Origin of the sequence: Mesorhizobium sp. M1295, assembly GCF_040318135.1 — a bacterium.
In the GTDB taxonomy this organism is placed as follows: Bacteria; Pseudomonadota; Alphaproteobacteria; order Rhizobiales; family Rhizobiaceae; genus Mesorhizobium.
In genome coordinates, this window is sequence record NZ_JAMYLU010000001.1 from 438,763 (window position 1) to 463,008 (window position 24,246).

The following is a 24,246-nucleotide window of genomic DNA, read 5'->3' on the forward strand; positions in this document are numbered from 1 at the left end:
GCGCAGTCTTGAACTCGATACAATCGCGTCCAGTTGATACCAAGAGCTGCCGACCTGGCGGAACGGCGTCTCCGAGGCGCCGAATCGGCCAGCGTGGCGCAAGGCGCGAAGTGGGCCTTGCGCGGCGTGGAGAAAAAGGGGCAATTTTGGTGCCTGGGATCCAGAAGATACGCTTGTCCTCGGGCGGCGAGGTGGCCGTCCGGACGGCTGGTGATGCTTCCGAACCCGCGCTCGTGCTGCTGCACGGCTTTCCTAGCTCGTCGCGGACGTTTCGCGACGTGATCGCGCCGCTCTCCGGCAGCGTCTATGTCGTGGCGCCGGACCTGCCGGGCTTCGGCGCATCCGATCTGCCGCCCGAGCCGTCGTTCGACATGCTGGCCAGCGCGATTGAAGAGCTGCTCTCGCGTCTCAACGTTGGCCGCAGGTTTCTCTATTTGCATGATTTCGGAGCCCCGGTAGCGCTTCATCTCGCCATGCGCGCCCCGGAACTCGTCGAAGGCCTTGTCATCCAGAATGCCAATGCCCACCGCTCGGGCTTTGGTTCGCAATGGGCAGACACATTGGACTTCTGGGCTGAGCCGAATGCGGCGAATGAGCAGGCCGCCACCGCCCATCTCACCCTCGAGGGAACCCGCGACCAGTACGTCGCCGGCCTGCCAGCCGAGATCGCGGCGCAGATCGACCCAGGTGGTTGGATTGAAGACTGGCGGGTCATGTGTCTGCCGGGACGACTTGATCTGCAGAAGGCGCTCATTGCCGATTACGGCCGATATGTCGACCGGTTCGGGGAGGTGGCTGGTTATCTGGCGAAACATCAGCCCCGAGCGATGCTTCTTTGGGGTCGCCACGATGCCTTCTTCGACATTGCAGAGGTTCAATCCTGGCTTATGGATCTTCCCCGGATGGAGGCTCACGTCTTCGACGCAGGCCATTTCCTTCTGGAGACGCATGCGCTCAGGGCTGCTGAACTGATGCTGGAGTTCGTCGCTGGCGCCTCAGCTAACCGCGCTGGCCGCGGCGACCAGAAATAATCGCAATGATCAAAGCCGCCACCACCAGGGCCGTCGCGACCTGGAAAGTGACCTGCATGCCGCGTGCGGCTGCCGCAGATGCCAATACCTGCCGACCGGTGCCTTCGCCTCCGCCAGCCGATGCGAAGGCAAACACCGCGCCCATCACCGACGCACCGGTGATCAGGCCGAGATTGCGCGACAGATTGAGCAGGCCGGAGACGACGCCGCGCTGGTCGGACGCGACGCCGGTCATCACGGCTGAATTGTTGGCGGTCTGAAACAGGCTGTAGCCGGTGCAGACGATGATGATTGGCGCGACATAGCCGGCAATACCGAATTCCGCCTGCGACAGAATGAAGATACCAATGGCGAGATCGAGCAGGCCGACGATCATCATCCGGTGCGCCCCGAAACGATCGACCAGGCGCCCGGCCGGCAGCGCCGCCAAGGCCGTAACCAGAGGGCCGGCCGACAGAACCAGCCCGACCATGGCTGCGTCCAGCCCAAGCGCGCGCGACAGATAGAATGGCGCGACCACCAGCGTCGCCATCATCACGGTGGCGACGACCAGGCTCATGGCGAGGCTTGCGTTCAACGCCTGGTCGCGGAACCTGGCAGGCTGGATCAAAGGGTTCTCGACCCTTGTCTGCGCAATGACGAACAGCAGGCCACCCACGGCAGCGGCAATCAGCAAGCCGACATTGAGAGAACCAAAACTGCCGCGCCCAAGGGTCATGGCGAGCGCATAGGCGGCTAGCGTCAGCGCGAGCAAAGCCGTGCCGATGCCGTCGAAACCGCGGCGATCCGGTTCCGCTGACTTTTTTCCAGCCGGCAGGACGCGACGGGCGAGCGCGAAGGCCAGCGCCCCCAACGGCAGATTGATGAGGAAGATCGCTCGCCAGCCGAGACCGGCGATCAGCAGTCCGCCAAGCGAGGGGCCAAGCGTGGTGCCGATCGCGGACATGGCGCCGAGCAGGCCCATGGCGCTGCCGGTTTTTTCCCGGGGAACCGTGTCGGCGATAAAGGCCAGCGTCAGAGCCATCATGACGGCCGCGCCGAGCCCCTGCGCCGTCCGTGCGGCAATCAGCAGCCAGAGCGTCGGCGCGAGCCCGCAAAGCATCGATGCGAAGGTGAACAGGCCAATGCCGCCGAGCAATAGCGGGCGGCGGCCGAATATGTCGGCGAGCCGCCCGGCGCTGACGATCAAGGTGGTGATGGCGAGCAGATAGGCAAGAACGACCCATTGCACGAGCTGGAACGATGCGCCGAATGCCTGCATCAGCGATGGCAGCCCGACGCTGGCGATGCTGGTGGCGAGCGACGACAGCAGCGTGGAAAGCGATAGGCTCGCCAATGCCCATCGAAGCGAGCGGGCGCCGATCGGGGCAACTTCGTCCCAGGTCTTTTCAGTGGTCGATGCCAAGGTGAACTCCTTTGCCGGCAACCCCAGGATCGGAGCTGCTGGAAGCTATTCCCCCGCTTGATGTGGCGGAAGGCGCAGCATTTGCATCTTATTCGTGCATGAAACGCTACATCACGGCTGAGCTGTGTTATGGTCCTTCCATGTCGTCACCCGATCTCAATCTGCTTGTCGCCCTCGATGTGCTGCTGAGCGAGGGCAGCGTCGCCCGCGCTGCCGCGCGGCTGCACCTCAGTCCGTCGGCGATGAGCCGGACGCTGGCGCGGCTGCGCCAAGCGACAGGCGATCCATTGCTGGTCCGGGCCGGCCGTGGCCTGGTTGCGACACCGCGCGCGCAGGAATTGCAGCAGCAGGCAGGCCGAGTCGTCCAGGAAGCCGAAGCGCTCCTGCTTCCCGCCAGGCTCCTCGACCTCTCAGGTCTCGACAGGGTTTTTACGCTGCGCGCCAATGAAAGCTTCGTCGAGGAATTCGCGCCGCGTCTCGTCGCCCGTATCGAAGCGAATGCGCCTGGCGTGCGGCTGCGTTTTGCGCCGAAATCCGACAGGAACGACATGTCGCTGCGCGACGCAGGGATTGATCTCGAAATCGGGGTTGCCGGTGAAACGAGCCCTGAAATGCGTATGCAGGCGCTGTTTCGCGACCGCTTCATCGGTGCGGTGCGAATGGGCCATGAGCTGAGCGAGGGTCCGGTGACGCCGGCCCGCTATGCGGCCGGCCGCCACATCAGCGTTTCGCGGCGTGGTCGCGAAAAAGGCCCGATCGACGAGGCCTTGAAACTGCTGGGTCTCCAGCGGACGATTGTGTGCATGGTTTCCAGCTTCTCGGCCACGCTCGCCATGGCGCGCGCCTCCGATTTGATCGCCAGCGTCCCCGAGCGGCACACGCTTGGCGCGCGCACGGGCATGTTCAGCTTTCCGTTGCCGGTCGACGTTGCCGAGGTCACGATCTCGATGCTCTGGCATCCGCGGCTCGACGCCGATCCGGCGCAACGCTGGTTACGCGCCTGCGTGCGGGAAGTCTGCGCCTTTCTCCGCTAATCCAGAGTCGGGTCGCGGATCTAGAATCGGGTCACCACGCCGATGCCGATGCCTTCGAAGCCGCCCATAGCCATCAATGCGGCCGGCGCTTCCTCGAGGCTGATCTTCTTGCCGACCAGCAGTTCGGGCTTAAGCTTGCCGGTGCGGATCATCTCCATCATCGCCTGATAGCGGAAAGCCTGCATGCCGTGGCTGCCGCGGATCTCGAGCTCGAAGGCGATCACCTTGTCCATCGGTATCTGCGGCCTGGCATGCTCGCCGAGCATCAGGCCGACCTGCACATGGCGGCCGCGCCGGCGCAGGTTCGCGATCGAGTTGAACGACGTCGTCGGATGGCCGAGCGCGTCCATCGACATATGCGCGCCGCCATTGGTGATCTGCTTGACTGCCTTGACCACGTTCGGCGTCTTTGCCGCGTTGATCGTCGCCACCGCGCCGATCGTTTTGGCGAAGTCCAGCTTCTCGTCGGTCAGGTCGATGGCAACGACATTGGCGCCCATGGCGCTGGCGATCATGATCGCCGACAGGCCGACGCCGCCGCAGCCATGCACGGCCACCCATTCGCCGGGCGTCACCCGGCCCTGGTCGACGATGGCGCGGAACGAGGTGACGAAGCGGCAGCCGAGGCTGGCGGCGGTGGCGAATTCCATCTCGTCGGGCAAGCGCACGAGATTGGTGTCGGCGTGGTCGATGGCGACATATTCGGCGAACGAGCCCCAAGCGGTGAAGCCGGGCTGGAACTGGTGCTCGCAGACCTGGTGGTTGCCCGAGGTGCATTCGGAGCAGCGGCCGCAGCCGACGGCGAACGGCACGGTGACGCGCTCGCCGGTCTTCCAGCGGGTCACCTGGCTGCCTGTGGAGACCACGACGCCTGCCAGCTCGTGGCCCGGCACATGCGGCAGGCGGATGCCGTCGTCGTGGCCCATCCAGCCATGCCAATCGCTGCGGCAAAGGCCAGTCGCCTCGACCTTGATGACGACGCCTTCCGGCGAAGGCGTCGGATCCGGCACGGTCTGGATCGTCGGCGCCTCGCCGAATTTTTCGAAGACGACGGCTTTCATCGGCAGTTCCTCATCACTTCATGCAATTTGCGGTCTACTCGGCATCGATCTGGTTCTCCGGCGCCGCCTTCTGGAACGCCGGCAGCGCCATGCAGGCGGCGTTGATGCGCGCGATCGTCGGGTAGGGCGTCATATCGACGCCGAAACGGGCATTGCTGGTGACCTGTGCGACCAGGCAGATATCGGCTAGCCCCGGCGTGTCGCCATGGCAAAAGGTCTTTGTCTCGGGCGAGGAAGCCAGAATCTTTTCAAGCGGCTGGAAACCTTCGTTCACCCAATGCCGGAACCAGTTGGCGACGTCCTGGTCGCCGGCGCCGAACAGCGTGCGCAACGAGGTCAGCACGCGCAGATTGTTCACCGGATGGATGTCGCAGGCGATCATCTGCGCCAGCATCCTGACGCGGGCGCGGCCAGGCGCATCCTTGGGCAGCAATGGCGGCTCGGGCGTGGTCTCGTCGAGATATTCGATGATCGCCAGTGATTGCGTCAGCAGCGTGCCGTCGCCCAGGATCAGAGCCGGCACCAGACCTTGCGGATTGACCGCGAGATAGGCGGGTTCGAGATGCTCGCCGTGGCGCAGATGATGCGGCACGTATTCGTAGGCGAGGCCCTTCATCTCCAGCGCGATCCGCACCCGGTAAGACGTCGAGGAGCGGTAGTAATTGTGAAGGACGATGTCGCTCATCGGATCACGGGCCCGGTTGGCCGATGGTCAGCTCGATTTCGCCGATGCCGTCGACGCCGCCGGTGATCTTTTCGCCCGGCCCGACCGCGCCGACGCCGGCCGGCGTGCCGGTGAAGATCAGGTCGCCGGGCTTAAGTTCTACCGCCTCGCTGCAAATCGAGACGATGTCGGGAACCGGCCAGATCAGTTCGGCGAGGTCGCCGTCCTGCCTGATCTTGCCGTTGACGGCGAGCCAGATACGGCCCTTTTCGGGATGGCCGGATGTTTGTGCCGGAACCAGCGGGCCGCAGGGCGCCGAACGGTCGAAGGCTTTCGACCAGTCCCACGGTCGTGCCGCCTTCTTCGCCTCGTCCTGAAGGTCGCGGCGGGTCAGGTCGACACCGACGCCGTAGCCCCAGACATGGTTCAGCGCCCGCTCGCGCCGGATGCGGAAGCCGGCTCCGCCGATCGCGACGACTAGCTCGATTTCGTGATGCAGGTTTTGGGTCAGCGGCGGGTAGGGGATGATCGTGCCCGAACCGACCGCCGCATCGACCACTGCGTCGCCTGGCTTGGTGAAGAAGAAGGGCGGGTCGCGCTCATCATTGCCGAGCTCGCGGGCATGGGCGGCGTAGTTGCGGCCGACGCAGAAGATGCGACGCACCGCAAAACGCTGCGGCGAGCCGGCGACGGCCACCGACGGGGTTGCGGGCAGGGGGAGGGCGAAGTCTGTCATGCACTGTCTCTGCTTCAGTGAATCTGTCGCCGGCACATTCGGCCGATTTGGATCACCGGGCAAGGCATTGCATTTCAGAAGAGCTACGCCCCGCCGCGCGGCGCGGCCTGAATTTAGTCGCTCGTGTCCTCGTCCGTGCCCTGGCGGGCGGGCTCGGAGAGCCTTGCGTCCGAAACCAACCACTCAGCCACGATCAGCCCGTGAGGCGCGCACGAAACAACGTGGAGCCGTCCGTCAGGCGCGACCTGGAGATATCCCGGAATCCAGCCTCGGTCATCCATGCGCGATACTGACCTTCAGTGTACGATTCGCCGTGGCGATAGAGGTTCAAGAAGGTGAGATTCAGAAAGACACCCTCAGGCGGGCCGAGGCGGTCGTCATCGACGACACCCCACCCCGCAATTGCGATCTCGCCTCCGGGTGTGAGGCAACGCGCCGCGTTCAGGATCGAACTGCGCGCCTGGTCCGGCGGAAGGACCTGGACGACGGCCTTCAGGATCGCCAGGTCGTGCCGACCGATCGATGGTGCGACAGTTATGTCCCCCTCTTCGACAACCACGTCGTCGGCACCGTATTCTGACAGGATATCTGGCGCGACCGCTGCCACCGTTGGGAGTTCCATCAGCGTCGCCGCAATCTGCGGCCGCCGCTCGCGAAGTCCGACGAGAATGGTCCCGGAGCCCCCGCCGATGTCGATCACCGAACCGATCGCAGAGAGGTCCATCTCCCGGGCCAGATGTCGGCCGAAAATCACCCCGCCCGGTGCGAGCAGGCGGCTGAAGGCCGCCGCGGCCTCGGGCCCCGCTTCGGAAAAGTCGTGCAGCGCAGCCGGCCGGTTCTGTCGCAGCGACTCTGCGGTCAGCAGGTCGGCTCCCCAGAGCTCGCGCAGGAGCGCATGATCGCCGCCGCGGTAGGTCGGTTTGGACGCGTCGAGGAAGGCCGACGCTTCGGCTCCATTGCGAAATTGACCATCCTTGACTTCGAGGAGACCGATGCTGGCGAGCGCGTAGAGGAGCCGCGACAGACGATCGGGCTCGACTTTGAGCGCGGCCCCAAGGCTGTCGGCAGTCACCGCGCTGCCGCCGAGCCGGGTGAAGATGCCGAGGTCCAGCCCGGCGCGAAGCGCCAAGGCGGGGGGCACCGCTGCGATCAGGTTGTCGATCCGATCAGAATCCACCATGCCACATTCCCTTCCGCGATCCAGAACCGACTTTGAGCTCAACTTGCTGGTTACACCGCATATGTGACACTTCCGTTCGGCATGTCCGTCCACCAGTTTGGTGACAGACCCTCTCTTTATCGAAGGAGAAACACAAGGCCTTCCACCGGCGCCGGCGACAATGGCCTCTTCCGTTCGAAGGAGATCGAGGCGGCGCTCGCCGGAAGCTTCGTGGCCTCGGCACTGGCCGGCGTTAAAGTCGCGGCGGATAATTTGATGAGCGACATGAATGGTCGGCCGACTACCGCGCCAGTCTCGTGGCTGCCGCCAACGCCTGAGACCACCGACCTTCGGTTTTGGGAACGGGGCCTTAACGGCCCTTTTCTGTCCGTCCCGTACTTCGGGCGTGTCGTTATCTCGCACTTGCACAAAGTTCTGGTGCGCTGCAATATAGCTGGAGGAATGCGGCCTCCAGCCCGCCTTTCGCAGAAGGGACCGGCATGACGGACATCTCCGCGGCGCGTCTTGTCGTGTCCAGGCCTGTCGCCGATAGCTCGGCAAGAACCAGGCTTGCCTATCTCGACGGCTGGCGTGGCCTGTCGATCGCGCTGGTGCTGATCGGCCATTTCTTCCCCGTTCCCGGCATCAATCTCGGCGTCCTGGGCGTCGAATTCTTCTTCGTGCTCAGCGGCCGGCTGATGGCCGAGATCCTGTTCGTCGAACACTATCCGCTGAAGAAATTCTTCAAGCGCCGGTTCTCCCGCATCTACCCGGCACTGATGGTTTTCGTCGTCGCCGCGGTGGTTGCCTTGTCCGGCACATTCATCGCCTTCAAGTGGAAGGCGGCGCTGACGGCGCTGACGTTCACTTACAACTACGCCGGAATTCTCGTCACCCGCGCCGGCGCGCTCGACCATATCTGGTCGCTCTGCGTCGAAGAGCACGCCTATGTCATCCTGGCGCTGATCGGCGTCGTCGTCTCGGGGCAGTCCCGGGTCATCGTGCTGCTCGGCGCATTGTCGGTGCTGGCCATGGCAAACGGCGCCATCTCCTACTGGGTGCTCGGAATAGGCTACGAGTCCACCTATTGGCGCACCGACGTGCACATCGCCTCGATCCTGCTGTCAGCGGTGATATGCCTGCTCAAGGCCGACGACAGGCTGCCGGCGCTGCTCAAGGGCCCACATGTCGCCCTGGCGGCCGCTGTCGTGGCGGTTCTAGTGTTCATGGCTGCCGTGCCAACCCCGATCCACTATCTGGTCGCGGTGCCGCTGTTGGCCCTCGCCGTCAACTCGCTCGACTTCAGCAGTTGGTACCTGACCGGGTTTCTATCCTCCCGGCCGATGACGATGCTGGGGCTGTGGTCGTATTCGCTCTATCTTTGGCAGCAGCCCTTTTATCAATTCGTCGACATACAAGGCAGTTCGCCGTGGCTGATGTTGGCGGCGGCGTTCGCTTGCGCTCTGTGCAGCTACTACATCGTCGAAAAGCCGACCCGCTCCTGGCTGAACCGCAATTGGTAGGGCGAGGCGGCTGCCGTTCAGCCGGCGATCCGTCTTAGATAATACCGCACGGCTTTCTTGCCGCCGTGGATTACCGCGTCGCCCACTTCCATGAAGCCGAGTGCCGCGTGGAAGGCGTCCGAAGCCGGATTGGGTGGCTCGGCATTGACCTCGCAAGTGACGATCGCCTGGCCGGCGCGTGACGCCTGCTCGAACAGATCCTCGTACAGCCGGCGGGCATGACCCCGGCCGCGCGCATTGGCGCCGACCACGACGCGATCGACATAGACGAAGCGCGGATAGCGCTCGCGAAACCACAGGAAATTCGGGCTGTCGTAGCTTGCGTCCTGGTCGAAGGTCATGATGAAGGCTTCGAGTGCACCGATACGGCGCGCGTAAAACGCTTCGCCAAGCAGGAAGGAAAGGCGCTCAGGTTCGAGCCATGATAATTCCGCAGCGTGCTCGTTGTTGAGCGCGAGGATTGCGGGCTCATCCCGCGGCAAAACCAGCTCGATCGGCAATCGCGTTTCAATCATTTTCTTTCTTCTGTCTTCCAGGATCATGCCCGGGCAGCGGCGATGGTCGCCGCCACCAGTACCTCGTCGGTCACGGTGTTGCGGTATTCGCGGTCGAGGTCGGTGCCGCCCATACCGACTTTCGGGTTGCGATAGCGCATGGCGCTCGGCACGTCCTTGAGCGCGGCGAAGTGCATTTCGCTCACCCCGGTTTTCCTCCGCACCTCGGCAATGTTCTGCGGGTCAAGCCCGCCGCAGCCGAGGATGATGATGCGGTCGCCAGCCTGCCTGACCAGATCGGCGAGCAGGTCCGCGCCCTCCAGCGCCGTGTCGCGCTGGCCGCTGGTCAGCACACGGCCGACCTTGCAGCGGATCAGCGATTCCAGTGCCTCGGTCGGGTCGCGGGTCATGTCGAAGGCGCGGTGGCAGGTGACGTTCAAGCTCCCCGCTGCCTGCGCCAGTTCGCTCATGCGCTGCTCATCGATCGTGCCGTCGGCAGCGAGGCAGCCGATAACGACACCGGCGACGCCAAGCTCGGCAAGCGCTCGGACATCGGCGAGCATCGAACGATATTCGGCCTCGCTATAGAGAAAATCGCCGCCACGCGGCCGCACGATGACGTGGAACGGGATCGTCGCTAATTCAAGCGCCGTGCGCACGGTGCCGAAGCTCGGCGTGATGCCGCCCTCGACCAGGCTGGCACAGAGCTCGACACGGTCGGCACCGGCGGCTTGCGCGGCCAGCAGGCCGTCTATGCCTTCGACGCAGATCTCGATCAGCGGCAGGCGAGGGCGTTCGGTCTCGGTCATGGGCGATCCGTTGATGATTTCAGCTGGCCAGCGGTAGCATCGGGCACGGTGCCTTGAAAGCCGGAAGTGTGGGCTCAATGTGCTTGCGGGCGCGCCTGCCATTCCGCCGCTTGACACATTCATAACTTAAGCGTTATACGTAACTCATAGCTGATGGGTTATTGGTTCTCATGGAGAGCGCGTTGTTGAATAGCCCAGCCAAACCGCAAACAACGGGTCCCAAGTCATGACTGAAGCAACCACAATCGAAACCAAATCCATTGTCGTCGAGCGTCTGATCCCGCATGCGGCTGAAAAGATATGGCGCGCACTGACCGTGCCGCATCTGGTTGCCGAATGGCTGATGGAGAACGACTTTGCGCCTGAGCAAGGCCATCGCTTTACCTTTCGCGCGACGCCGGTGCCTGGCTGGTCCGGCGTGACGAACTGCGAGGTGCTGAAGATCGAGCCGCCACGCCTGCTCGCCTACAGCTGGGGCGACGGCACCGAATCCGACAGCGGTCTGAAGACCGTGGTGACATGGTCGTTGACGCCCGAAGGTAAAGCGACGCGGGTGCGCATGGAGCATTCCGGGTTCCGGTCCGAGGACGAGCGCGGCTACATCGGCATGGGAAGCGGTTGGCCGCGCATTCTCGAGCGGCTTGAGCGGGTGACTGCCTGGCAAAGCTGAATATCCCGGCGCTCGCCTTGCCGCAACGCGGCGGCCGGCGAACTGACAGAACCAAGAAATATCGAGACCCCGGATGTTCGTCGTCCGGGCTTGAGAAAACACGCCCGAAGGAGACCACTATGCAAGCACGATTGAAAAACCCGGTGATGCTCATTCCTGGCGCTCTGCAGGCGCTGCTCGCGCTGGACAAGTCGACGGAAACGGCCGATCTGTCCTATGTGACGCGCAAGCTCGTCCATTTGCGCGCCAGCCAGATCAACGGATGCAGTGTCTGTATCGATATGCATGCACGCGAATTGAAGAAGGCCGGTGAAAAGGATGAGCGCGTCTTCACCGTGTCGGCCTGGCGGGAAACACCTTACTTCACCGACGCCGAGCGCGCCGCGCTGGCGCTGACCGAGGCGGCGACCCGGTTAGCCGACCGGCCAGACCCGGTGCCGGATGCGGTCTGGGATGAAGCCGCCCGGCACTATGACGAAAAGGCGCTTGCCGCACTGGTCGTCCAGATTGCCCTGATCAATGCGTTCAACCGTCTCAACGCAACCACCAGACAGATGGTCGGCGCCTGGGGCTGAACGGGGCCGGGTTCTCGCAAAGCCACATCAGATCCGCAGCTTGTGAGAATTCGCGCGCACGAAGTCGATGAAGGCCCGCAGCTTCGGCGGTACCAGGCGGCGGCTGGGATAATAGAGGTGGAGCGGCTCGTAAGCGGGACAGAAAGGCTCCAGCACCTTGACCAGCGCGCCTGAGGCAAGAAGCGGCGCGGCGAGCCCCTCGACCGCGAAGGCGAGGCCAAGCCCTTGCGCGGCAGCAGTAATGCACAGCGGAAGCGTGTTCACGACCAGACATGCGTCCGGTGTGAAAGCGACTTCGCGTTCATCCACGGTGAACTCCCAGGGCGAGATCGCGCGGGTGCGGGTGAGGGCGAATGCGATGCAGCGATGGGCGGCGAGGTCGGCCGGCCGCTTCGGCGTGCCGTTGCGCGCCAGATAGTCCGGGCTGCCCACCACGACCATCTGCAGGGGCCCGCCCAGGCGCGCGCCGATCATATCTTTCTCGAGAAGCTCGCCGATGCGCAGGCCGGCATCGAACCCCTCGGCGGCGATGTCGACGAAGCTGTCGTCGAAGATCAGATTGAGCCGCACTTCTGGATAAGCATCCATGAACGGCCGCATCAGTGGCTCGATCAGCAGCGGGGCGGCGATCCAGGGCAGGCTGAGGCGCAGCGTGCCGGCAGGACGATCGCGGGTCTCGCGCAGCGCCGCACCAGCCGCCCGGATATCTTCGGCTGCCGGACGCACATGGTCGAGGTATTGGGCGCCAGCTTCGGTCAAGCCAACGCTGCGGGTCGTCCGGTTGAGCAGCCGCACCCCCAGGCGCTCCTCGAGCCCCTTGACCGCCTCGCTCAACGAGGCCGGAGCGACGCCGAGCTTGGCGGCGGCGCGGGTGAAGCTTTTGGCCTCGGCAACCTTGACGAAGGCGACGATGCCGCTGAATTGGTCGAGGCGCATTGTAAGGATTTTCCAAATAGCCCTGTCGAACTCTACTGGTTTTTTCGGCGAACAAAAGGCGTCATGTTGGGTCCGACGAACGGGCCTCGGTGTTGAGAACGGCTCGAATGGGCAAGGAGACAGGACCGATGACAAGGCTCGCTTTACTCGCCGCCGGCACTCTTCTGGCGGTGTCTGCCGCCCCGGCGCACAGCGGGCCACTGGAAGACCGCAATATCCAGCTCATCAAAGACTATTACGCAGCTTACGCGACCGGCAATCCCGAGGCCGTGCGGCCCTTCCTCGCGCCCGACATCGTGTGGCGCATTCCCGGTCATCATCCGCTCGCCGGCGACAAGCGCGGGCCGGACGAGGTGGTCGCCTTCTTCCGCGGCCTGGCCGATGGCAAGTTCAGGGCCGAGCCGATCTTCTTCCAGGCGCAAGGCGACGTCGTTGTCGACGTCCATCGCGGCTGGTCGAATGTCGGCTCAGGTCCCGAGATCGACCAGTTCTACGCGCTGATGTTCCGCATCAAGGACGGCAAGATCGCCGAGGCACAGAATTTTTTGACCGACATGTACCAGTCGGACGCTTTCTACTGGGCGCATTACCCGCTGAAGCCACTGCCCGGCCGACTGGCTGGCGAGCGCTGAGACGGCGGTCTTTCTCGCAACGCGCCGCGCTTCTCATTCCAAGCCAAAGGAGACTTGCGATGCTTAAAACCCTGACACTTGCTGCAGCAACCGCCGTGGCGCTCGCCGCCTCCAATGCCTTCGCCGCACCGCGCATCGAGCGCGTCGCTTTCGCCTCGAACGGTGAGCAGATCGTCGGCGAGCTCTATCTGCCGGAGGATCTGGACGCGGCGAAACTTCGGCCCGCGCTGGTCGTGACCGGCGCCTGGATGACGGTAAAGGAACAGATGCCGGCCCGCTATGCCCGCGAGATGGCCGACCGCGGTTTCATCGCCTTGACCTTCGATTTTCGCGGCTGGGGCGAAAGCGGCGGCGTGCGCCGCCAGTACGAGGATCCTAACGCCAAGATCGCCGACATCGAAGCGGCGGTCGCCTATCTCGCGACCCGGCCCGAGACCGATCAGGACCGCATCGGCGGGCTCGGCATTTGCGCCAGCTCCGGCTACATGGTCACCGCTGCGGCCGAAAACGTCGCGATCAAGTCGGTCGCCCTCGTTGCGCCCTGGTTGCAGGATGCCGAAGGGGTCGAGCAGACCTATGGCGGCGGGGACGGTGTCGCCAGGCTCGAGGCCGCGAGCGATGCGGCCGAGGCGGAATATCGCCGCACCGGCAAACAGGCATTCCTGCCCGCTGCTAGCTTGACCGACGAGCGCGCGGTCATGTTCAAGGTGCCTTACTACACCGAACCCGATCGCGGCATGCTCCCGGCCTGGCGCAACGAGGCCGATCCCGCCTTCTGGCGCGGCTGGTTGAGGTTCGATGCAATCCAGGCTGCTCCGCGCCTGCACCAGCCTTTTCTGATGGTGCATAGCGAGGCGGCTGCCATTCCGCAGGGCGCGCACAAGTTCTACGCGCGGCTGACCAGTTCCAGGCAGGAGATGTGGCTAGACAATGTCACCCAGTTCGATTTCTACGATCGTGCCGCGCCGGTGAAGGCGGCGAGCGATGCCGTCGCCGCGCACTTCCGCGCAACGCTGGGCGGTGCAGGGGAGGCGGGACAATGAGCCTCGTCACCCGCCGGTATGTCTTGGCCTCGGCGGTTTCAGCCGCGATGATTTCCGCCGTCTCGGCGCCCGCCTCGAGCGCTCCGGGAGATGCGCTGACGGTCGAAGACAGGATCGTGATCGCCGAGGCAGTTGCCGGGATCGGCCTCTATGCCGATCTGCGTGAATGGAACCGGGTCAAATCCTATTTCGCGGCCCGTGTCACGACCGACTATACCAGCCTCTTCGGCGGCGAGGTCACGACCAGCGGCCGCGACTCCCTGATCGCCCAATGGCAAGCGCTGCTGCCGGGCTTCGACGCCACCCAGCACCTCATCACCAACGTCATTGTCGAAGGCGCGGATAAGCATGCGGTTGCACGCAGCCATGTCCGCGCGACCCACTGGATCGGTTCCCGGTTCTGGACGGTCGGCGGCAGCTATCTACACCGGCTGGTGCGGACGTCGGAAGGTTGGCGCGTCAAGGCAATCTCCATCCGCCGCTTGTACGAAGAGGGAGATCGCGCCCTTTTGACCGCCGCTGCCGACCGGGTGAAGGCGGAGGCCAAATGAGTGTTCGGATTTGCGCATGCCCAGTCGCGCGGCGAGGTTGCTCGGAGCAACGGCAACGTGAATATTGATCGAATGTCGGGGCAGGCTTGGCGCATGCGGCATTAGTGCCGCCAACCGCGGAGACAGGACATGACCCTTTCACTGCAGGAGGTTTCCGATCGGCTTGAGATCGAACAGCTGCTTGCTCGCTATTGCTACGCTGTGGACGATCGCGACTGGGAAGCCTATCGGAAAATATTCACGCCCGACGCCGTGCTTGACGACACTGTAACAGGTGGAATCAGGAGCGGTGTGGATGAGCATGTTGCTTATATGAAAGGCGCCCTATCGAAGATATTGATCTCGCAGCACGCCATTTCAACAATCCTTCTTGATCTCCGAGGGGATGAGGCCAGCGCGCGCGTGCATTGTTCATGCCCGATGGTGGTCGACCTCGGCGAAGGCAAAAGGCAGGTCTTCTTCCAAGGGCTCTGGTATCGCGACCGCGTCATACGCACGTCCGAGGGCTGGCGCATAAGTGAACTTGTCGAGGAAGGCTATTGGAATCACAATTTGCCGGAGGGGTTCACGTTCTGACGTCTGTTACGCGCTGTGCTGGATCCGCCACGGACGCTGTTTTCAGACGTGGCAGCTACTGGCGCAACACGGTGTTCTTGGTGCCTTCTTCGACCTGGTCGATGACCAGCAGCTTGACCGGATCGGCGCCGACATTGGTGGCCTGATGCCACTGCCCGATCATCTCGATGATGAAATCACCTGATTTGTAGGTGTTGCTCTTGCCGGTTTCGACGTTGGTGACCTGAAGCGTGCCGGCCTCGACATAGGCATAGCGCGGAAACGGATGCTTGTGGACCGGCAAAGTGGCGCCCGGCGCGATCTGATAGGCCGAGACCAGGACCTGCACGTTCTTCTGCGGCAGCGTGATCGGCTGGCCGGACGCAGTCTCGGTGCGAGAGGCAAGCGGGGTCACGACAACCGGCGTCCCGCTGGCGTCCAGCGCCTGGGCGTTGTTTGCAAACAGTGCAGCCGCGAGCAGCAGCGTCGGCGCCAAGATTATTCGCATGATTCCCCCCGAGCTGCGTCAGCATTGCGCAGCACGCATTGGCGCGCAAGCTTGTCTGTTGAGGAGCGCCTTATCCAGCTCTTCTAAACATGCCCGGCGTCATGCCATGCATGGCCCGGAACGTACGGGAGAGATGGCTCTGGTCGGCGAAACCTGCCGCGATAGCGGCGTCGGCGAGGCCAAATCCCTGTTCGATCAGCGCGCTCGCCCGGCGCAATCGCCGGTCGCGGATATAGGCCACCGGCGTCAGGCCGATCGCCTTGTTGAAGTCGCGGATGACCTGGAACCGGGTCACGCCACCCGCACCGGCAAGCCGCTTGAGGTCGAGCTGCGAGCCGAGCTCGCTTTCGACAAGGTCGCGATAGAGCGAAAACCTCCGCTGCGATCCGGAGCTTTCGACCTCCTCGGCCTGTCCGCTCGAGTCGCCATGCCGAACGATCAGCCGTCGCAGCGCCACGAGCAGGGACGTCTCGGCCGTCATTGTGTCTGGGGATGTCGAGCCCTGGTGTGCTGCCGTCAACGCTGCGGCGAGATTGTTGTCTTCGATAGTCGCGCGCGAAAACACCGGAGCGCCGTGCCAGCCGAGTTCGCGGGCAAGTGCGGTCATCAGCGGCACCGAGGGATAAAACGTCCGGTAGGCCCAGCCTTCGTCCGCCCCGCGTTCGCCGTCATGCCACTCCTCTGGATTGACGACGGCAATGGCGCCTGCCGGGGCGAGAACGCTTTGACGGCCGATGCGAATCCGCTCGCAGCCGGAGGTGATCAGGGCGATCACATAGGTCGGGTGTGTGTGCAAGTCGTAGCGGTGCCGGGTGAAGCGCGCTTCGAACAGGCCAAGGTCGGGGAAGCACGGATGGCGCCAGTATTTCCCGGTCTCCGCCGCTTGGTTTGTCTTTGCCATAGTCAATCCGGTTCAAGACGCTTTTCGTCGGGCCTTCTATGGCAGCAGGATCAAGCCACGCCGCCCATTGCCGGTGTGAGAGGAGGTATCATGTTGCATAATGACCCCATCGCCGCGCTGACACCAGAGGTCATAGGCTGGCGGCACCATATCCATGCCAATCCGGAGCTCGGATTCAATGAATACGAAACGGCGCGTTTCGTTGCAGAGAAACTGCGCTCCTTCGGCCTCGACGAGGTGCATGAAGGGATCGGCGGCACCGGGGTCGTCGGTGTCCTGCGCAGCGGTGGCGGCACACGCGCCATCGTCCTTCGCGCCGAGCTCGACGCGCTTCCGGTGCTGGAGAAAACCGGCTTGCTCTATGCTTCGAGGAGAGAGGGCGTGATGCATGCCTGCGGCCATGACGGCCACACCGCCATGCTGCTCGGCGCTGCCAAATTGCTCAGCGAGTCGCGCACCTTCGACGGCACCGTCACTTTCATCTTCCAGCCGGCCGAGGAAAACGAAGGCGGCAGCATGCGCATGATCGAGGACGGCCTGTTCAGGCGCTTTCCGGTCGAGGCGGTCTATGCGGTCCACAACTGGCCGGGCGTCAGGCTGGGGACGATCGCGGCCCGTGCTGGTGCGCAGATGGCGGCCGTCGACAATTTCGAGCTGACTTTCGAGGGTCTTGGCGCGCATGCCGCGATGCCGCAGCTCGGCGATGACCCGATCCTGGCAGCGGGCGCCTTCGTGCAAGCCGTCCAGCGCATCGTCAGCCGCACGGTCGACCCGCAGAGCGCGCTTGTCGTCAGCATCACGCAGATCCATGGCGGCAATGTCGGCAACATCGTGCCGGGCAAGGTCTGGCTGCAAGGCACCTGCCGCTTCTTCGAGCCCGGCCTTTCCAACCACTGCGAGACGCTGATTGGCGAGATCGCACAAGGCATCGCCGCCGCGCATTCGCTCAAGGCAAGGTTCGACTACCGGAAGGGCTATCCGCCACTGATCAACACCGCGGACGCGACGGCCCGCGCCGTCGAGGCGGCGGCATCCGTCGTCGGCCGGGAGAATGTCATGACCGAGTTCAGTCCCAGTCTCGGCTGCGAGGATTTCGCTTTCATGATCCGTGAGGCGAGCGGCTGCTATGCGTGGATCGGTGCCGGCGAGGTCGGCCCGGGCGAAGGCCTGCACGGCGACCGCTACGTCTTCAACGACGAGATCGTGCCGACGGTGATGCGCTACTACGTCAACCTCGTCGAGCAGACGCTTGCCGGCAAAGTATCTGAGCTGAAATGAAGACGTCGGTCTGGGGGCCGCAGGTATTTCCCAAGTCTCGGCAAGCTTTGCAGAGGAGATAATCGACTACGTCAGAGACCCGCTATCGCAGGGCAATAGCGGGCCTAGTCCTTCTACAGCAGTTTTTCCGGCGTGATCGGCAGCTCCCGGATCCGCTTGCCTGTAGCGTCGAAGACGGCATTGGCAACCGCTGCGGCAACGCCGGTGGCGCCGAGCTCGCCGATGCCCTTGCCGCCAATCGGGCTGGCATGCTCGTCCACCTCGTCGACGAAGTGGATAATGATGTCGCCGGGAATGTCGGCGTTGACCGGAATGGCAACCCCTGAAAGGTTCTTCGACAGGAACCGCCCGAGCACCGGTTCGTGCCTGCTCTGCTCCATCGCCGCCATGCCCCAGCCCCAGATGATGCCGCCCGTCATCTGGCTGCGTGCGGTGCGGGGATTGACGATGCGGCCGGCGCTGTAGCTGCCGACGGCGCGACGAAGCCTGAGCAGGCCGAGCCCCGGATCGACGCCGACCTCCATGAAAATCGCGCCGAAAGTGCGCATGGCGAGGCCTTTGCCATGCTGCGCCGGATCGAACGAGCCGGAGCCGATGATCTCGCCGATGTCGGTATGACTCATCACGTCGGCGATCGTCTGACCGCCGGCAGCGCCTTTGCGGCGAATATGGCCGTCTTGCATCTCGACCTCGTCGGGCGGCAGATTGGCAAGACGGGCAAGCTGCGAACGTGCATCTTCGGCGGCTGCAAGCACCGCCGCGCCCACCCCCATGGTCGACGATGAGCCATAGGTCGGACCCGCCTCCGGCAGCTGTGTATCGCCCATTTCCAACTCGATCCTCTCCATCGGCAGGCCCAGGACATCGGCTGCGATCTGCGGAAAGATGGTGAGTGTTCCGGTCCCTATATCCTGGGTGCCGGTGCGGATGAGCACCGTGCTGTCCCTGTGCAACCTGACCTCGGCTGCAGGCGTCGGGTGGCGGAAACAGCCCATGCTACAGGTCGCCATGCCGTAGCCGATCAGCCAATCGCCATCGCGTTGCGGCTTGCGCGGGCGCTCGCGCCAGCCGAACAGGCGGGCGCCTTCCTCATAGGCCTCGCGCAGCTTCTTCGACGACCAGGGCTGGCCGGTGGCCGGATCCGTGTCCGCATGGTTGATCAGACGCAGGTCGAGCGGATCGATGCCGAGGCGGTGGGCGAGCTCGTCCATCGCGCTTTCGAGGGCCCAGGTGCCGGGACCCTCGACCGGCGCGCGCAGCGCCGTCGGCATGGCGACGTTCGCGCGCTCGACGCGCTGGCTGAGACGCATGGCCGGCGTGGCGTAGAGACCCTTCGAGGCTTCAGTGGCGAACTCGACGAAATCGTCGGTGACGGTGGTCAGGTTGACCACGTCCTGTTGCACGGCGGTCAGCTTGCCCGACTTGTCCGCCGCCAGCACGATCTTCTGTGCCATGCGCGGCTGATAGCCGAGACAGGAATAGGCATTGGCGCGGCTGAGCGCCAGCCTGACCGGGCGCTGCATGATGCGCGCCGCGGCGGCGGCCAGCACCTGATGCGGCCAGATCCAGCCCTTGCCGCCGAAGCCGCCGCCGGTATGGCGGGAAATCACGCGGACCTTCTCGGCCGGGACATTCATGCGGGCCGCAACCACCTGGCGGACACCGTAGACGTGCTGCGTGGCGTCGTGCAGCGTCAGCTCTCCGTCGTTCCACTCGGCGAGCGTCGCCGAGGGCTCCATGGCGTTGTGATGGCGCGACGGCTGCAGGTAGACGGCTTCGACCATGGCGGCTGCGTTGCTAAGCCCGCGGTCGACCTCGCCCTTCGTAAACGTCGGCTCCAGGAACAGAAAGCCGCTCTCCCTCGGCACGACCGCAGCCTTGTCGATTGCGGTCCATTCGGGTGGTGCCGGCAATTCCGGCTCGGCGAACTCGTAGCGCAACGAGACGCGGCGGGCGCCGGCTTCCGCCGCCTCCAGTGTCTCGCCCAGCACAATTGCAAGCGGCTGGCCCTCGTGACGTATCTCGTCGTTCTGCATGGGCATGAAGCTCTGCGCCGCCGGCGGACCTTCGGCGTGCTGCGTCTGCGTATCCGGCTCGGCCCTTGGCGATGCGAACCGGCCGAATTTGGGCATGTCCTCATGCGTGAGCACGCGCACGACGCCTTCCTCGGCGAGCGCGTCGTCGACCATGATCGACGTCACGCGGCCGGCGGGAACGGGCGCGGTCACCAGCACTGCATAGAGCAGGTCGGGGGCAAAATAGTCGGCCGCATAGCGGGCGCGGCCGGTAACCTTGACGCCGCCGTCAGGGCGGGCAACAGGCTGGCTGATCATCATGACGGCACCCTCGCTGCTCTTTCGATCGCCCGCAAAGCGGCGGTCTTGGCCAGTTCGATCTTGTAGGCGTTCTGCGACAAGGGACGCGCTTCGGCGAAGGATTGCTCGATAGCGGTGCTCAATGCCTCGCGATCGCCGATTTCGGCACCGGCGAGCTGGTCCTCGGCGGCGCTCAGCCGCCAGGGCCGCAGCGCGACGGACCCCAGCGCCACGGCAGCCCGACGGATGGTTTGGCCGTCCATCTCCAGCACTACGGCGGCGGAGACGATGGCATATTCGTAGGATTCGCGCTCGCGCACCTTGAGGTAAGCCGATCGCGGCGCCGGTGCCGGCAGCTCGATTGCCGTGATCAGTTCGCCTTGCTGCAACACATTGTCTGCCTCGGGCCGCGTGTCGGGAAGCAGGTGGAATTCGGCTGCCGGAATGCGCCGGCCGCCGCTGCGGTGCGCGGTGACGATGACTGCATCAAGTGCTGCCAGTGCCACCGCCGGGTCGGATGGCTGGGTGGCGATGCAATCCTCGGTCCAGCCGAATATCGCGTGATTGTCGTTGATGCCATGCAATGCCGAGCAACCGGAGCCGAGCCGACGTTTGTTGCACGGCAACTGCTCTTCGGCACGGAAATAGGCACAGCGCGTCTTCTGCAGCAGATTGCCGCCTATCGTTGCGAGGTTTCTCAGTTGCGGCGACGCCGCGTTGAGGATCGCTTGGCTCAACACCGGATAGTCGCGCATGACCAACTCGTGCTGCGCGACGTCGTTGAGATGCGTCAGCGCGCCGATCCTCAAGCCGCCGCCGGGCAGTGCCTCGATCTGATCCAGCCCGTCGAGGCGGGAGATATCGATGATCCGCGCCGGCCCGGCAATGCCAAGGCGCAGCCAGTTGAGCAATTCGGTGCCGCCGGCGAGAAAAGCGCTGTCCGGCGCCGCTCCGGCCGCGATCGTTTCGCCCAGGCTATCGGCGCGCGCATAGACGAATGGGGTCATTGGCTCGCCCTCCCAGCCGCTGCGCGCACCGCCTCGACGATTTGCGGATAGGCCGAGCAGCGGCACAGATTGCCGCTCATCCATTCGCGGATCTCGGCGTCGGAGCCGGTATGTCCCTCCTCGATCAGCGCCGCCGCCGACATCACCTGCCCGGGCGTGCAGAATCCGCACTGGAAACCATCATGATCGATGAACGCCTGCTGCACGGGATGAAGCGCATCGCCGTCCGCCAGGCCCTCGATCGTCGTGACCTCGCGTCCCTCGGCGGACACGGCCAGTATCATGCAGGCATTCACACGCCGTCCGTCGAGATGCACGGTGCAGGCGCCGCACTCGCCGAAATTGCATCCCTTTTTCGTTCCGGTCAGATGAAGCCGCTCGCGCAACAGGTCGAGCAGCGTGACGCGGGGATCGAGATCGGAAAGGCTGTGGTCCTCGCCGTTCACCCGCAACCGCAGTAGGTGCCGATCGTGGAAGTCCATTGGGGGTACCTCGAAGCACATGCCGTCCTAGTCGCAGGGACTCGTCCAGCAATCAGCCGCCCACCTGTCGAGGCGAAATAGGGCGGTCGATTTCGGGGGAAAGGCACTGCCGGTCACGGAAGGCGAAAAACGTTTGGGACCCCGCACGGGATGGGCTGAGAATGCCACGCCGCAAAAAGTGCACCGTCACCGTAGTTCAATACCGGCGCTCGCCTTCGTGGCCGCCTGTGTATCCTGCTGGCCACCTGTGCTGCATTCAAGTTAGCGAAACACGCAATCAACGAGCTAAAAGATAGATATGATGCCAGGGTTAACCGTTTCGTAGCCTAGGCGCGGCTCAGACTTGTTTTTGGGGATTGCGCCGGAGACAGTTCCGGTTGAACGGTAATCCACTTCTGTCTCCCTCTTTTTCTTGATCGTGCCTGACAAATCGGCACAAGGTGGCGTTATTCCTTTTCTGGCTACCACCTTTTTCTCGTGCGCAACGGCGGCGGTGGATCCGGCAATCACAATTGCCGCGCACACGATGGCCAATCTCATCGAATTTCCTCCCCAAGCGCCGGCCTAAGCCGCGGTAGATCTACCGACACTGGGGCCGAAGCTCAGGTCGGCATCTTGGCCGAAGCGCATTATCGCCGAGCCGATTGGCTCTGGCGCGTTATCAGCCTCTTTCAGGTAAAGCGTCTTCCTTCATTTGAGTGAAATCGAGCGATGGTTTCCCTTCGAACGCAGAATTACGGTGACAGTGCACTTTCGCTATGTTGGCCCGCTGCGGGCCTCAGCTGGATTAACCAGCTTCCTGGGCGGAGCATGGGCCTGCTCAATTGTGTTTTGACTATTTGGCTGCACGGGCGCGTAAAATATCCGGTTCGCCCAGTTGTGGGCGGACTAACTCAGGGAGGATAATGTTATGAAGATGAATCGACGTAATGCTCTCGCCCTTGGTGCCACCTCGTTGTCGACCCCGCTATTGGTTGCATTGCCGACTCCGGCAGCGGCCAAGACCTACGGTCCGACTGATGGCAAAGAGATTTTTCCCGGCGTTCGGCTCGTCGAACTGGGAACACGAGACTCCCATATCAAGGGGTACAAGAAAATCGCGATGGAAGACGTCGTGTATCAGCCAAAGGGATCTAGCCCGCTGGGGGATGTCATGGCCGACGACATGGTCTGCACGGTCACTGAAGGCGAGCTGCAGGTTACGGCCGGGGATATGCAGTTCACAGCCAAGGAAGGCGATGTATGGAGCTGCGGCAAGGGTAGCACGAAGGAGGCTGCTACGAACAACGGGACAGTGGTCGCCGTGATGCGGGTGATTAACCTCAAGGCTGAATAAAGCCAAGTTGGCGATCGTGGGCGAATCCGCGCCCGGGTGGAATCTTGCGGGTTAGCGATCTAACCGGCCAGCGCCGTTCCAGTGCCAACGCCGATGGCAGGGCCCATTAGAAGCTTCCCGGCCAGATCGATGGCCAAGACGCGGATGGCTCCCCAAACGTCTGCGTGGGGGGCCTTATCGCGCTGGCAAGATCGTCAAACGTCTTTTCCATTCCTGGAGTCTAGATCAACACCGGGAATCCCTGAATTCCCCTGTTTGTTGTCCGCTAATTCAGCATGTCAACGCAGCGGCTTCTTGCGCTTCGGCGGCCTGTACTTCTCGACCAGCCTGACCTTATCAATATCGTAAGCATCATTCGAACGAACACATTTCGTCCACGAGGAGGGAAGGGAATGCGGTCGGTGGCGCTCCCAATACCTACACATAGCCGGCCGTCAGCAGTGGTGACGATGGCACAGTTCGCGGAGCGGGTTGCCTTTAAAAAATGTCGCGTTCGCGGAAGATATTTCGGATAACGCACCCACCATGAAAGCACGGCAACTGCTTTCCTTGTGCCTCGCATAAGGCCTCAGCTGGATTAACCAGCTTCCTGGGCGTCATTTGCCGATATAGGCGGCCAGCTCGTCAGGCGTCCCCATGGGAAAGGCCTGTTTCAGATGGTCGAGGAATGCGGAGACGCGGGCGCTCAGCAGCCGCCGAGAGGGATAGAGCGTCCACAGGGCGATGTCGGGTCGATCGAGATCCCCCCAATGTACCAGTGTTCCGTCCGCCAGATCATGGCTCACCAGCGACACCGGTAGGCGTGCCGCGCCGACGCCCGCTCGTACCGCATCCCGGACCATGATGAGTGACGACAGCGCAAGGACCGGCTCGATCGCGATTGTTGACCGGCCAGTGGGCGTCTTCACGTCCCAAGCCCCTCGATCGGCTGTCGAACGCATGACGGCCGGGGCCGCCAGACCGTCCGCCGGCCGGGCGAGGTGAGGACTTGCCACGACCACCAGTCGATCACGCAGAAAGGCTCGCCCAACGAGGCTCTCATCCGGATCCGGATTGACCCGGATCACCAGGTCAAATCCCTCTTCGATCATGTCGACGGCGCGGTCTTCGGTCGTGACCTCGAGCCTTACCTCCGGGTATTTCAGGGCGAAGCCGGCAGCGATCTTCCCCATCGCGGTCTGTGAGAACAGCACTGGGGCGCTGATCCGCAACCTGCCTCGCGGCCTTTCGCCGCCTGAGGCGATCGCGGCCGCTGTCTCTTCGAGCTCGGAAAGCAACCGGCCCGTGCGCTCGAAAAGCGCACGTCCTTCTTCCGTCAGCTTCAACGCGCGCGCGCCACGCTCGAACAGCCGTAGATCCAGACTCGCCTCCAGCTCCGCCACGCGTCGGGACAAGGTTGCCTTCGGGCGCCCGGCAGCGCGGGCGGCCTTACCGAAGCCCCCGTGGCGGGCGACCAGATTGAAATCGGCAAGGGCAAGTAGATCCATATGTTCCACCAATGAGACGGCGTGTCCAAATATAACGCCTACCGACACAAATGT

At 63.7% G+C, this 24,246-nt stretch carries 26 protein-coding genes; 11 read left to right on the top strand and 15 right to left on the bottom strand.

Translation table 11 applies throughout. The features are described 5' to 3' along the window. Positions 1-173: 173 nt before the first annotated feature. On the top strand, positions 174-1,031 hold the full coding sequence (locus NKH29_RS02055; protein ID WP_352998903.1) for an alpha/beta fold hydrolase: 858 nt from the start codon (positions 174-176) through the stop codon (positions 1,029-1,031). On the opposite strand, the gene NKH29_RS02060 is transcribed toward NKH29_RS02055, so the two are convergent. After that, the gene (locus NKH29_RS02060; protein ID WP_502911191.1) at positions 1,000-2,436 is read right to left on the bottom strand and encodes an MFS transporter; all 1,437 of its coding nucleotides are present in this window, start codon (positions 2,434-2,436) and stop codon (positions 1,000-1,002) included. The two genes, NKH29_RS02055 and NKH29_RS02060, sit on opposite strands and share 32 nt — an antisense overlap. A gap of 140 nt (positions 2,437-2,576) precedes the next feature. Between NKH29_RS02060 and NKH29_RS02065 the strand changes: the two genes are divergently transcribed. After that, positions 2,577-3,470, top strand: coding sequence for a LysR family transcriptional regulator (locus NKH29_RS02065; protein WP_352998904.1), 894 nt, complete (start codon positions 2,577-2,579; stop codon positions 3,468-3,470). A gap of 20 nt (positions 3,471-3,490) precedes the next feature. Here NKH29_RS02065 and NKH29_RS02070 read toward each other — a convergent pair whose 3' ends face one another. The 4 genes from NKH29_RS02070 to NKH29_RS02085 form a co-directional block, all read right to left on the bottom strand. Continuing rightward, positions 3,491-4,531: a zinc-dependent alcohol dehydrogenase family protein gene (locus tag NKH29_RS02070; RefSeq protein WP_023720018.1), complete on the bottom strand. Its 1,041-nt coding sequence runs from the start codon at positions 4,529-4,531 to the stop codon at positions 3,491-3,493. A 34-nt stretch (positions 4,532-4,565) separates the two neighbouring features. Then, positions 4,566-5,216 (bottom strand): maleylacetoacetate isomerase, encoded by a 651-nt coding sequence (gene maiA, locus NKH29_RS02075; protein WP_352484220.1) that lies wholly within the window; start codon positions 5,214-5,216, stop codon positions 4,566-4,568. Between the two features lie 4 nt (positions 5,217-5,220). Next, entirely contained in the window at positions 5,221-5,931 is a 711-nt protein-coding gene (locus NKH29_RS02080; protein ID WP_023720019.1) for a fumarylacetoacetate hydrolase family protein, read from the bottom strand. 193 nt (positions 5,932-6,124) lie between these two features. Continuing rightward, positions 6,125-7,111, bottom strand: coding sequence for a methyltransferase (locus NKH29_RS02085; protein WP_352484221.1), 987 nt, complete (start codon positions 7,109-7,111; stop codon positions 6,125-6,127). A gap of 479 nt (positions 7,112-7,590) precedes the next feature. Here NKH29_RS02085 and NKH29_RS02095 point away from each other — a divergent pair, with 479 nt between their 5' ends. Continuing rightward, complete coding sequence (locus tag NKH29_RS02095; RefSeq protein WP_023720021.1) at positions 7,591-8,613, top strand: acyltransferase family protein; 1,023 nt, start codon at positions 7,591-7,593, stop codon at positions 8,611-8,613. 17 nt (positions 8,614-8,630) lie between these two features. Here the strand turns inward: NKH29_RS02095 and NKH29_RS02100 are convergent, their stop codons facing one another. Next, complete coding sequence (locus NKH29_RS02100) at positions 8,631-9,128, bottom strand: GNAT family N-acetyltransferase (protein ID WP_023720022.1); 498 nt, start codon at positions 9,126-9,128, stop codon at positions 8,631-8,633. Between the two features lie 23 nt (positions 9,129-9,151). Then, entirely contained in the window at positions 9,152-9,916 is a 765-nt protein-coding gene (locus NKH29_RS02105) for a copper homeostasis protein CutC (protein WP_023720023.1), read from the bottom strand. Between the two features lie 226 nt (positions 9,917-10,142). Here NKH29_RS02105 and NKH29_RS02110 point away from each other — a divergent pair, with 226 nt between their 5' ends. Both NKH29_RS02110 and NKH29_RS02115 read left to right on the top strand, forming a co-directional pair. Beyond that, entirely contained in the window at positions 10,143-10,586 is a 444-nt protein-coding gene (locus tag NKH29_RS02110) for an SRPBCC family protein (RefSeq protein ID WP_023720024.1), read from the top strand. A 119-nt stretch (positions 10,587-10,705) separates the two neighbouring features. Further along, entirely contained in the window at positions 10,706-11,161 is a 456-nt protein-coding gene (locus NKH29_RS02115) for a carboxymuconolactone decarboxylase family protein (protein ID WP_023720025.1), read from the top strand. Positions 11,162-11,188: 27 nt separating this feature from the next. On the opposite strand, the gene NKH29_RS02120 is transcribed toward NKH29_RS02115, so the two are convergent. Continuing rightward, positions 11,189-12,097: a LysR family transcriptional regulator gene (locus tag NKH29_RS02120; protein WP_352586907.1), complete on the bottom strand. Its 909-nt coding sequence runs from the start codon at positions 12,095-12,097 to the stop codon at positions 11,189-11,191. 128 nt (positions 12,098-12,225) lie between these two features. On the opposite strand from NKH29_RS02120, the gene NKH29_RS02125 reads away from it, so the two are divergent. The 4 genes from NKH29_RS02125 (at position 12,226) to NKH29_RS02140 (ending at position 14,899) form a co-directional block, all read left to right on the top strand. Continuing rightward, entirely contained in the window at positions 12,226-12,729 is a 504-nt protein-coding gene (locus NKH29_RS02125) for a nuclear transport factor 2 family protein (RefSeq protein WP_352495404.1), read from the top strand. A gap of 59 nt (positions 12,730-12,788) precedes the next feature. After that, complete coding sequence (locus NKH29_RS02130; RefSeq protein WP_023720027.1) at positions 12,789-13,772, top strand: alpha/beta hydrolase; 984 nt, start codon at positions 12,789-12,791, stop codon at positions 13,770-13,772. Continuing rightward, a complete protein-coding gene (locus tag NKH29_RS02135) occupies positions 13,769-14,323 on the top strand; it encodes a nuclear transport factor 2 family protein (RefSeq protein WP_031194303.1) in 555 nt (184 codons plus the stop codon). Before NKH29_RS02130 ends, NKH29_RS02135 begins: the two co-directional genes overlap by 4 nt. A 129-nt stretch (positions 14,324-14,452) precedes the next feature. Beyond that, positions 14,453-14,899 carry a nuclear transport factor 2 family protein gene (locus tag NKH29_RS02140; protein WP_023720029.1) on the top strand — a complete coding sequence of 149 codons (447 nt, stop codon included), beginning with the start codon at positions 14,453-14,455 and terminating at the stop codon, positions 14,897-14,899. 55 nt (positions 14,900-14,954) lie between these two features. Here NKH29_RS02140 and NKH29_RS02145 read toward each other — a convergent pair whose 3' ends face one another. Then, complete coding sequence (locus NKH29_RS02145; RefSeq protein ID WP_023720030.1) at positions 14,955-15,386, bottom strand: cupin domain-containing protein; 432 nt, start codon at positions 15,384-15,386, stop codon at positions 14,955-14,957. A 70-nt stretch (positions 15,387-15,456) separates the two neighbouring features. Then, a complete protein-coding gene (locus NKH29_RS02150; RefSeq protein WP_352484227.1) occupies positions 15,457-16,287 on the bottom strand; it encodes an AraC family transcriptional regulator in 831 nt (276 codons plus the stop codon). Positions 16,288-16,377: 90 nt separating this feature from the next. Here NKH29_RS02150 and NKH29_RS02155 point away from each other — a divergent pair, with 90 nt between their 5' ends. Continuing rightward, complete coding sequence (locus tag NKH29_RS02155) at positions 16,378-17,565, top strand: amidohydrolase (protein ID WP_352998906.1); 1,188 nt, start codon at positions 16,378-16,380, stop codon at positions 17,563-17,565. A gap of 113 nt (positions 17,566-17,678) precedes the next feature. Here the strand turns inward: NKH29_RS02155 and NKH29_RS02160 are convergent, their stop codons facing one another. The 4 genes from NKH29_RS02160 to NKH29_RS02175 form a co-directional block, all read right to left on the bottom strand. After that, positions 17,679-19,901, bottom strand: coding sequence for a xanthine dehydrogenase family protein molybdopterin-binding subunit (locus NKH29_RS02160; protein WP_352998907.1), 2,223 nt, complete (start codon positions 19,899-19,901; stop codon positions 17,679-17,681). Beyond that, on the bottom strand, positions 19,898-20,887 hold the full coding sequence (locus NKH29_RS02165; RefSeq protein WP_352814598.1) for an FAD binding domain-containing protein: 990 nt from the start codon (positions 20,885-20,887) through the stop codon (positions 19,898-19,900). The genes NKH29_RS02160 and NKH29_RS02165 overlap by 4 nt, the downstream gene beginning before the upstream one ends. Then, positions 20,884-21,369 carry a (2Fe-2S)-binding protein gene (locus NKH29_RS02170; protein ID WP_031194306.1) on the bottom strand — a complete coding sequence of 162 codons (486 nt, stop codon included), beginning with the start codon at positions 21,367-21,369 and terminating at the stop codon, positions 20,884-20,886. The genes NKH29_RS02165 and NKH29_RS02170 overlap by 4 nt, the downstream gene beginning before the upstream one ends. A 285-nt stretch (positions 21,370-21,654) precedes the next feature. Then, positions 21,655-21,909 carry a hypothetical protein gene (locus tag NKH29_RS02175; RefSeq protein ID WP_352495399.1) on the bottom strand — a complete coding sequence of 85 codons (255 nt, stop codon included), beginning with the start codon at positions 21,907-21,909 and terminating at the stop codon, positions 21,655-21,657. 370 nt (positions 21,910-22,279) lie between these two features. Between NKH29_RS02175 and NKH29_RS02180 the strand changes: the two genes are divergently transcribed. Further along, positions 22,280-22,705 carry a hypothetical protein gene (locus tag NKH29_RS02180; protein ID WP_023720037.1) on the top strand — a complete coding sequence of 142 codons (426 nt, stop codon included), beginning with the start codon at positions 22,280-22,282 and terminating at the stop codon, positions 22,703-22,705. 596 nt (positions 22,706-23,301) lie between these two features. Here NKH29_RS02180 and NKH29_RS02185 read toward each other — a convergent pair. After that, positions 23,302-24,192 (bottom strand): LysR family transcriptional regulator, encoded by an 891-nt coding sequence (locus tag NKH29_RS02185; protein ID WP_352791770.1) that lies wholly within the window; start codon positions 24,190-24,192, stop codon positions 23,302-23,304. Positions 24,193-24,246 lie beyond the last annotated feature (54 nt).

What these genes read in the sequence shown, in the direction of transcription:
- NKH29_RS02065 (WP_352998904.1), top strand. Translation starts at nt 2,577, where the DNA reads ATGTCGTCACCCGATCTCAATCTGCTTGTCGCCCTCGATGTGCTGCTG.
- NKH29_RS02070 (WP_023720018.1), bottom strand. Translation starts at nt 4,531, where the DNA reads ATGAAAGCCGTCGTCTTCGAAAAATTCGGCGAGGCGCCGACGATCCAG.
- maiA (WP_352484220.1), bottom strand. Translation starts at nt 5,216, where the DNA reads ATGAGCGACATCGTCCTTCACAATTACTACCGCTCCTCGACGTCTTAC.
- NKH29_RS02080 (WP_023720019.1), bottom strand. Translation starts at nt 5,931, where the DNA reads ATGACAGACTTCGCCCTCCCCCTGCCCGCAACCCCGTCGGTGGCCGTC.
- NKH29_RS02085 (WP_352484221.1), bottom strand. Translation starts at nt 7,111, where the DNA reads ATGGTGGATTCTGATCGGATCGACAACCTGATCGCAGCGGTGCCCCCC.
- NKH29_RS02095 (WP_023720021.1), top strand. Translation starts at nt 7,591, where the DNA reads ATGACGGACATCTCCGCGGCGCGTCTTGTCGTGTCCAGGCCTGTCGCC.
- NKH29_RS02100 (WP_023720022.1), bottom strand. Translation starts at nt 9,128, where the DNA reads ATGATTGAAACGCGATTGCCGATCGAGCTGGTTTTGCCGCGGGATGAG.
- NKH29_RS02105 (WP_023720023.1), bottom strand. Translation starts at nt 9,916, where the DNA reads ATGACCGAGACCGAACGCCCTCGCCTGCCGCTGATCGAGATCTGCGTC.
- NKH29_RS02110 (WP_023720024.1), top strand. Translation starts at nt 10,143, where the DNA reads ATGACTGAAGCAACCACAATCGAAACCAAATCCATTGTCGTCGAGCGT.
- NKH29_RS02115 (WP_023720025.1), top strand. Translation starts at nt 10,706, where the DNA reads ATGCAAGCACGATTGAAAAACCCGGTGATGCTCATTCCTGGCGCTCTG.
- NKH29_RS02120 (WP_352586907.1), bottom strand. Translation starts at nt 12,097, where the DNA reads ATGCGCCTCGACCAATTCAGCGGCATCGTCGCCTTCGTCAAGGTTGCC.
- NKH29_RS02125 (WP_352495404.1), top strand. Translation starts at nt 12,226, where the DNA reads ATGACAAGGCTCGCTTTACTCGCCGCCGGCACTCTTCTGGCGGTGTCT.
- NKH29_RS02130 (WP_023720027.1), top strand. Translation starts at nt 12,789, where the DNA reads ATGCTTAAAACCCTGACACTTGCTGCAGCAACCGCCGTGGCGCTCGCC.
- NKH29_RS02135 (WP_031194303.1), top strand. Translation starts at nt 13,769, where the DNA reads ATGAGCCTCGTCACCCGCCGGTATGTCTTGGCCTCGGCGGTTTCAGCC.
- NKH29_RS02140 (WP_023720029.1), top strand. Translation starts at nt 14,453, where the DNA reads ATGACCCTTTCACTGCAGGAGGTTTCCGATCGGCTTGAGATCGAACAG.
- NKH29_RS02145 (WP_023720030.1), bottom strand. Translation starts at nt 15,386, where the DNA reads ATGCGAATAATCTTGGCGCCGACGCTGCTGCTCGCGGCTGCACTGTTT.
- NKH29_RS02150 (WP_352484227.1), bottom strand. Translation starts at nt 16,287, where the DNA reads ATGGCAAAGACAAACCAAGCGGCGGAGACCGGGAAATACTGGCGCCAT.
- NKH29_RS02155 (WP_352998906.1), top strand. Translation starts at nt 16,378, where the DNA reads ATGTTGCATAATGACCCCATCGCCGCGCTGACACCAGAGGTCATAGGC.
- NKH29_RS02160 (WP_352998907.1), bottom strand. Translation starts at nt 19,901, where the DNA reads ATGATGATCAGCCAGCCTGTTGCCCGCCCTGACGGCGGCGTCAAGGTT.
- NKH29_RS02165 (WP_352814598.1), bottom strand. Translation starts at nt 20,887, where the DNA reads ATGACCCCATTCGTCTATGCGCGCGCCGATAGCCTGGGCGAAACGATC.
- NKH29_RS02170 (WP_031194306.1), bottom strand. Translation starts at nt 21,369, where the DNA reads ATGGACTTCCACGATCGGCACCTACTGCGGTTGCGGGTGAACGGCGAG.
- NKH29_RS02175 (WP_352495399.1), bottom strand. Translation starts at nt 21,909, where the DNA reads ATGAGATTGGCCATCGTGTGCGCGGCAATTGTGATTGCCGGATCCACC.
- NKH29_RS02180 (WP_023720037.1), top strand. Translation starts at nt 22,280, where the DNA reads ATGAAGATGAATCGACGTAATGCTCTCGCCCTTGGTGCCACCTCGTTG.
- NKH29_RS02185 (WP_352791770.1), bottom strand. Translation starts at nt 24,192, where the DNA reads ATGGATCTACTTGCCCTTGCCGATTTCAATCTGGTCGCCCGCCACGGG.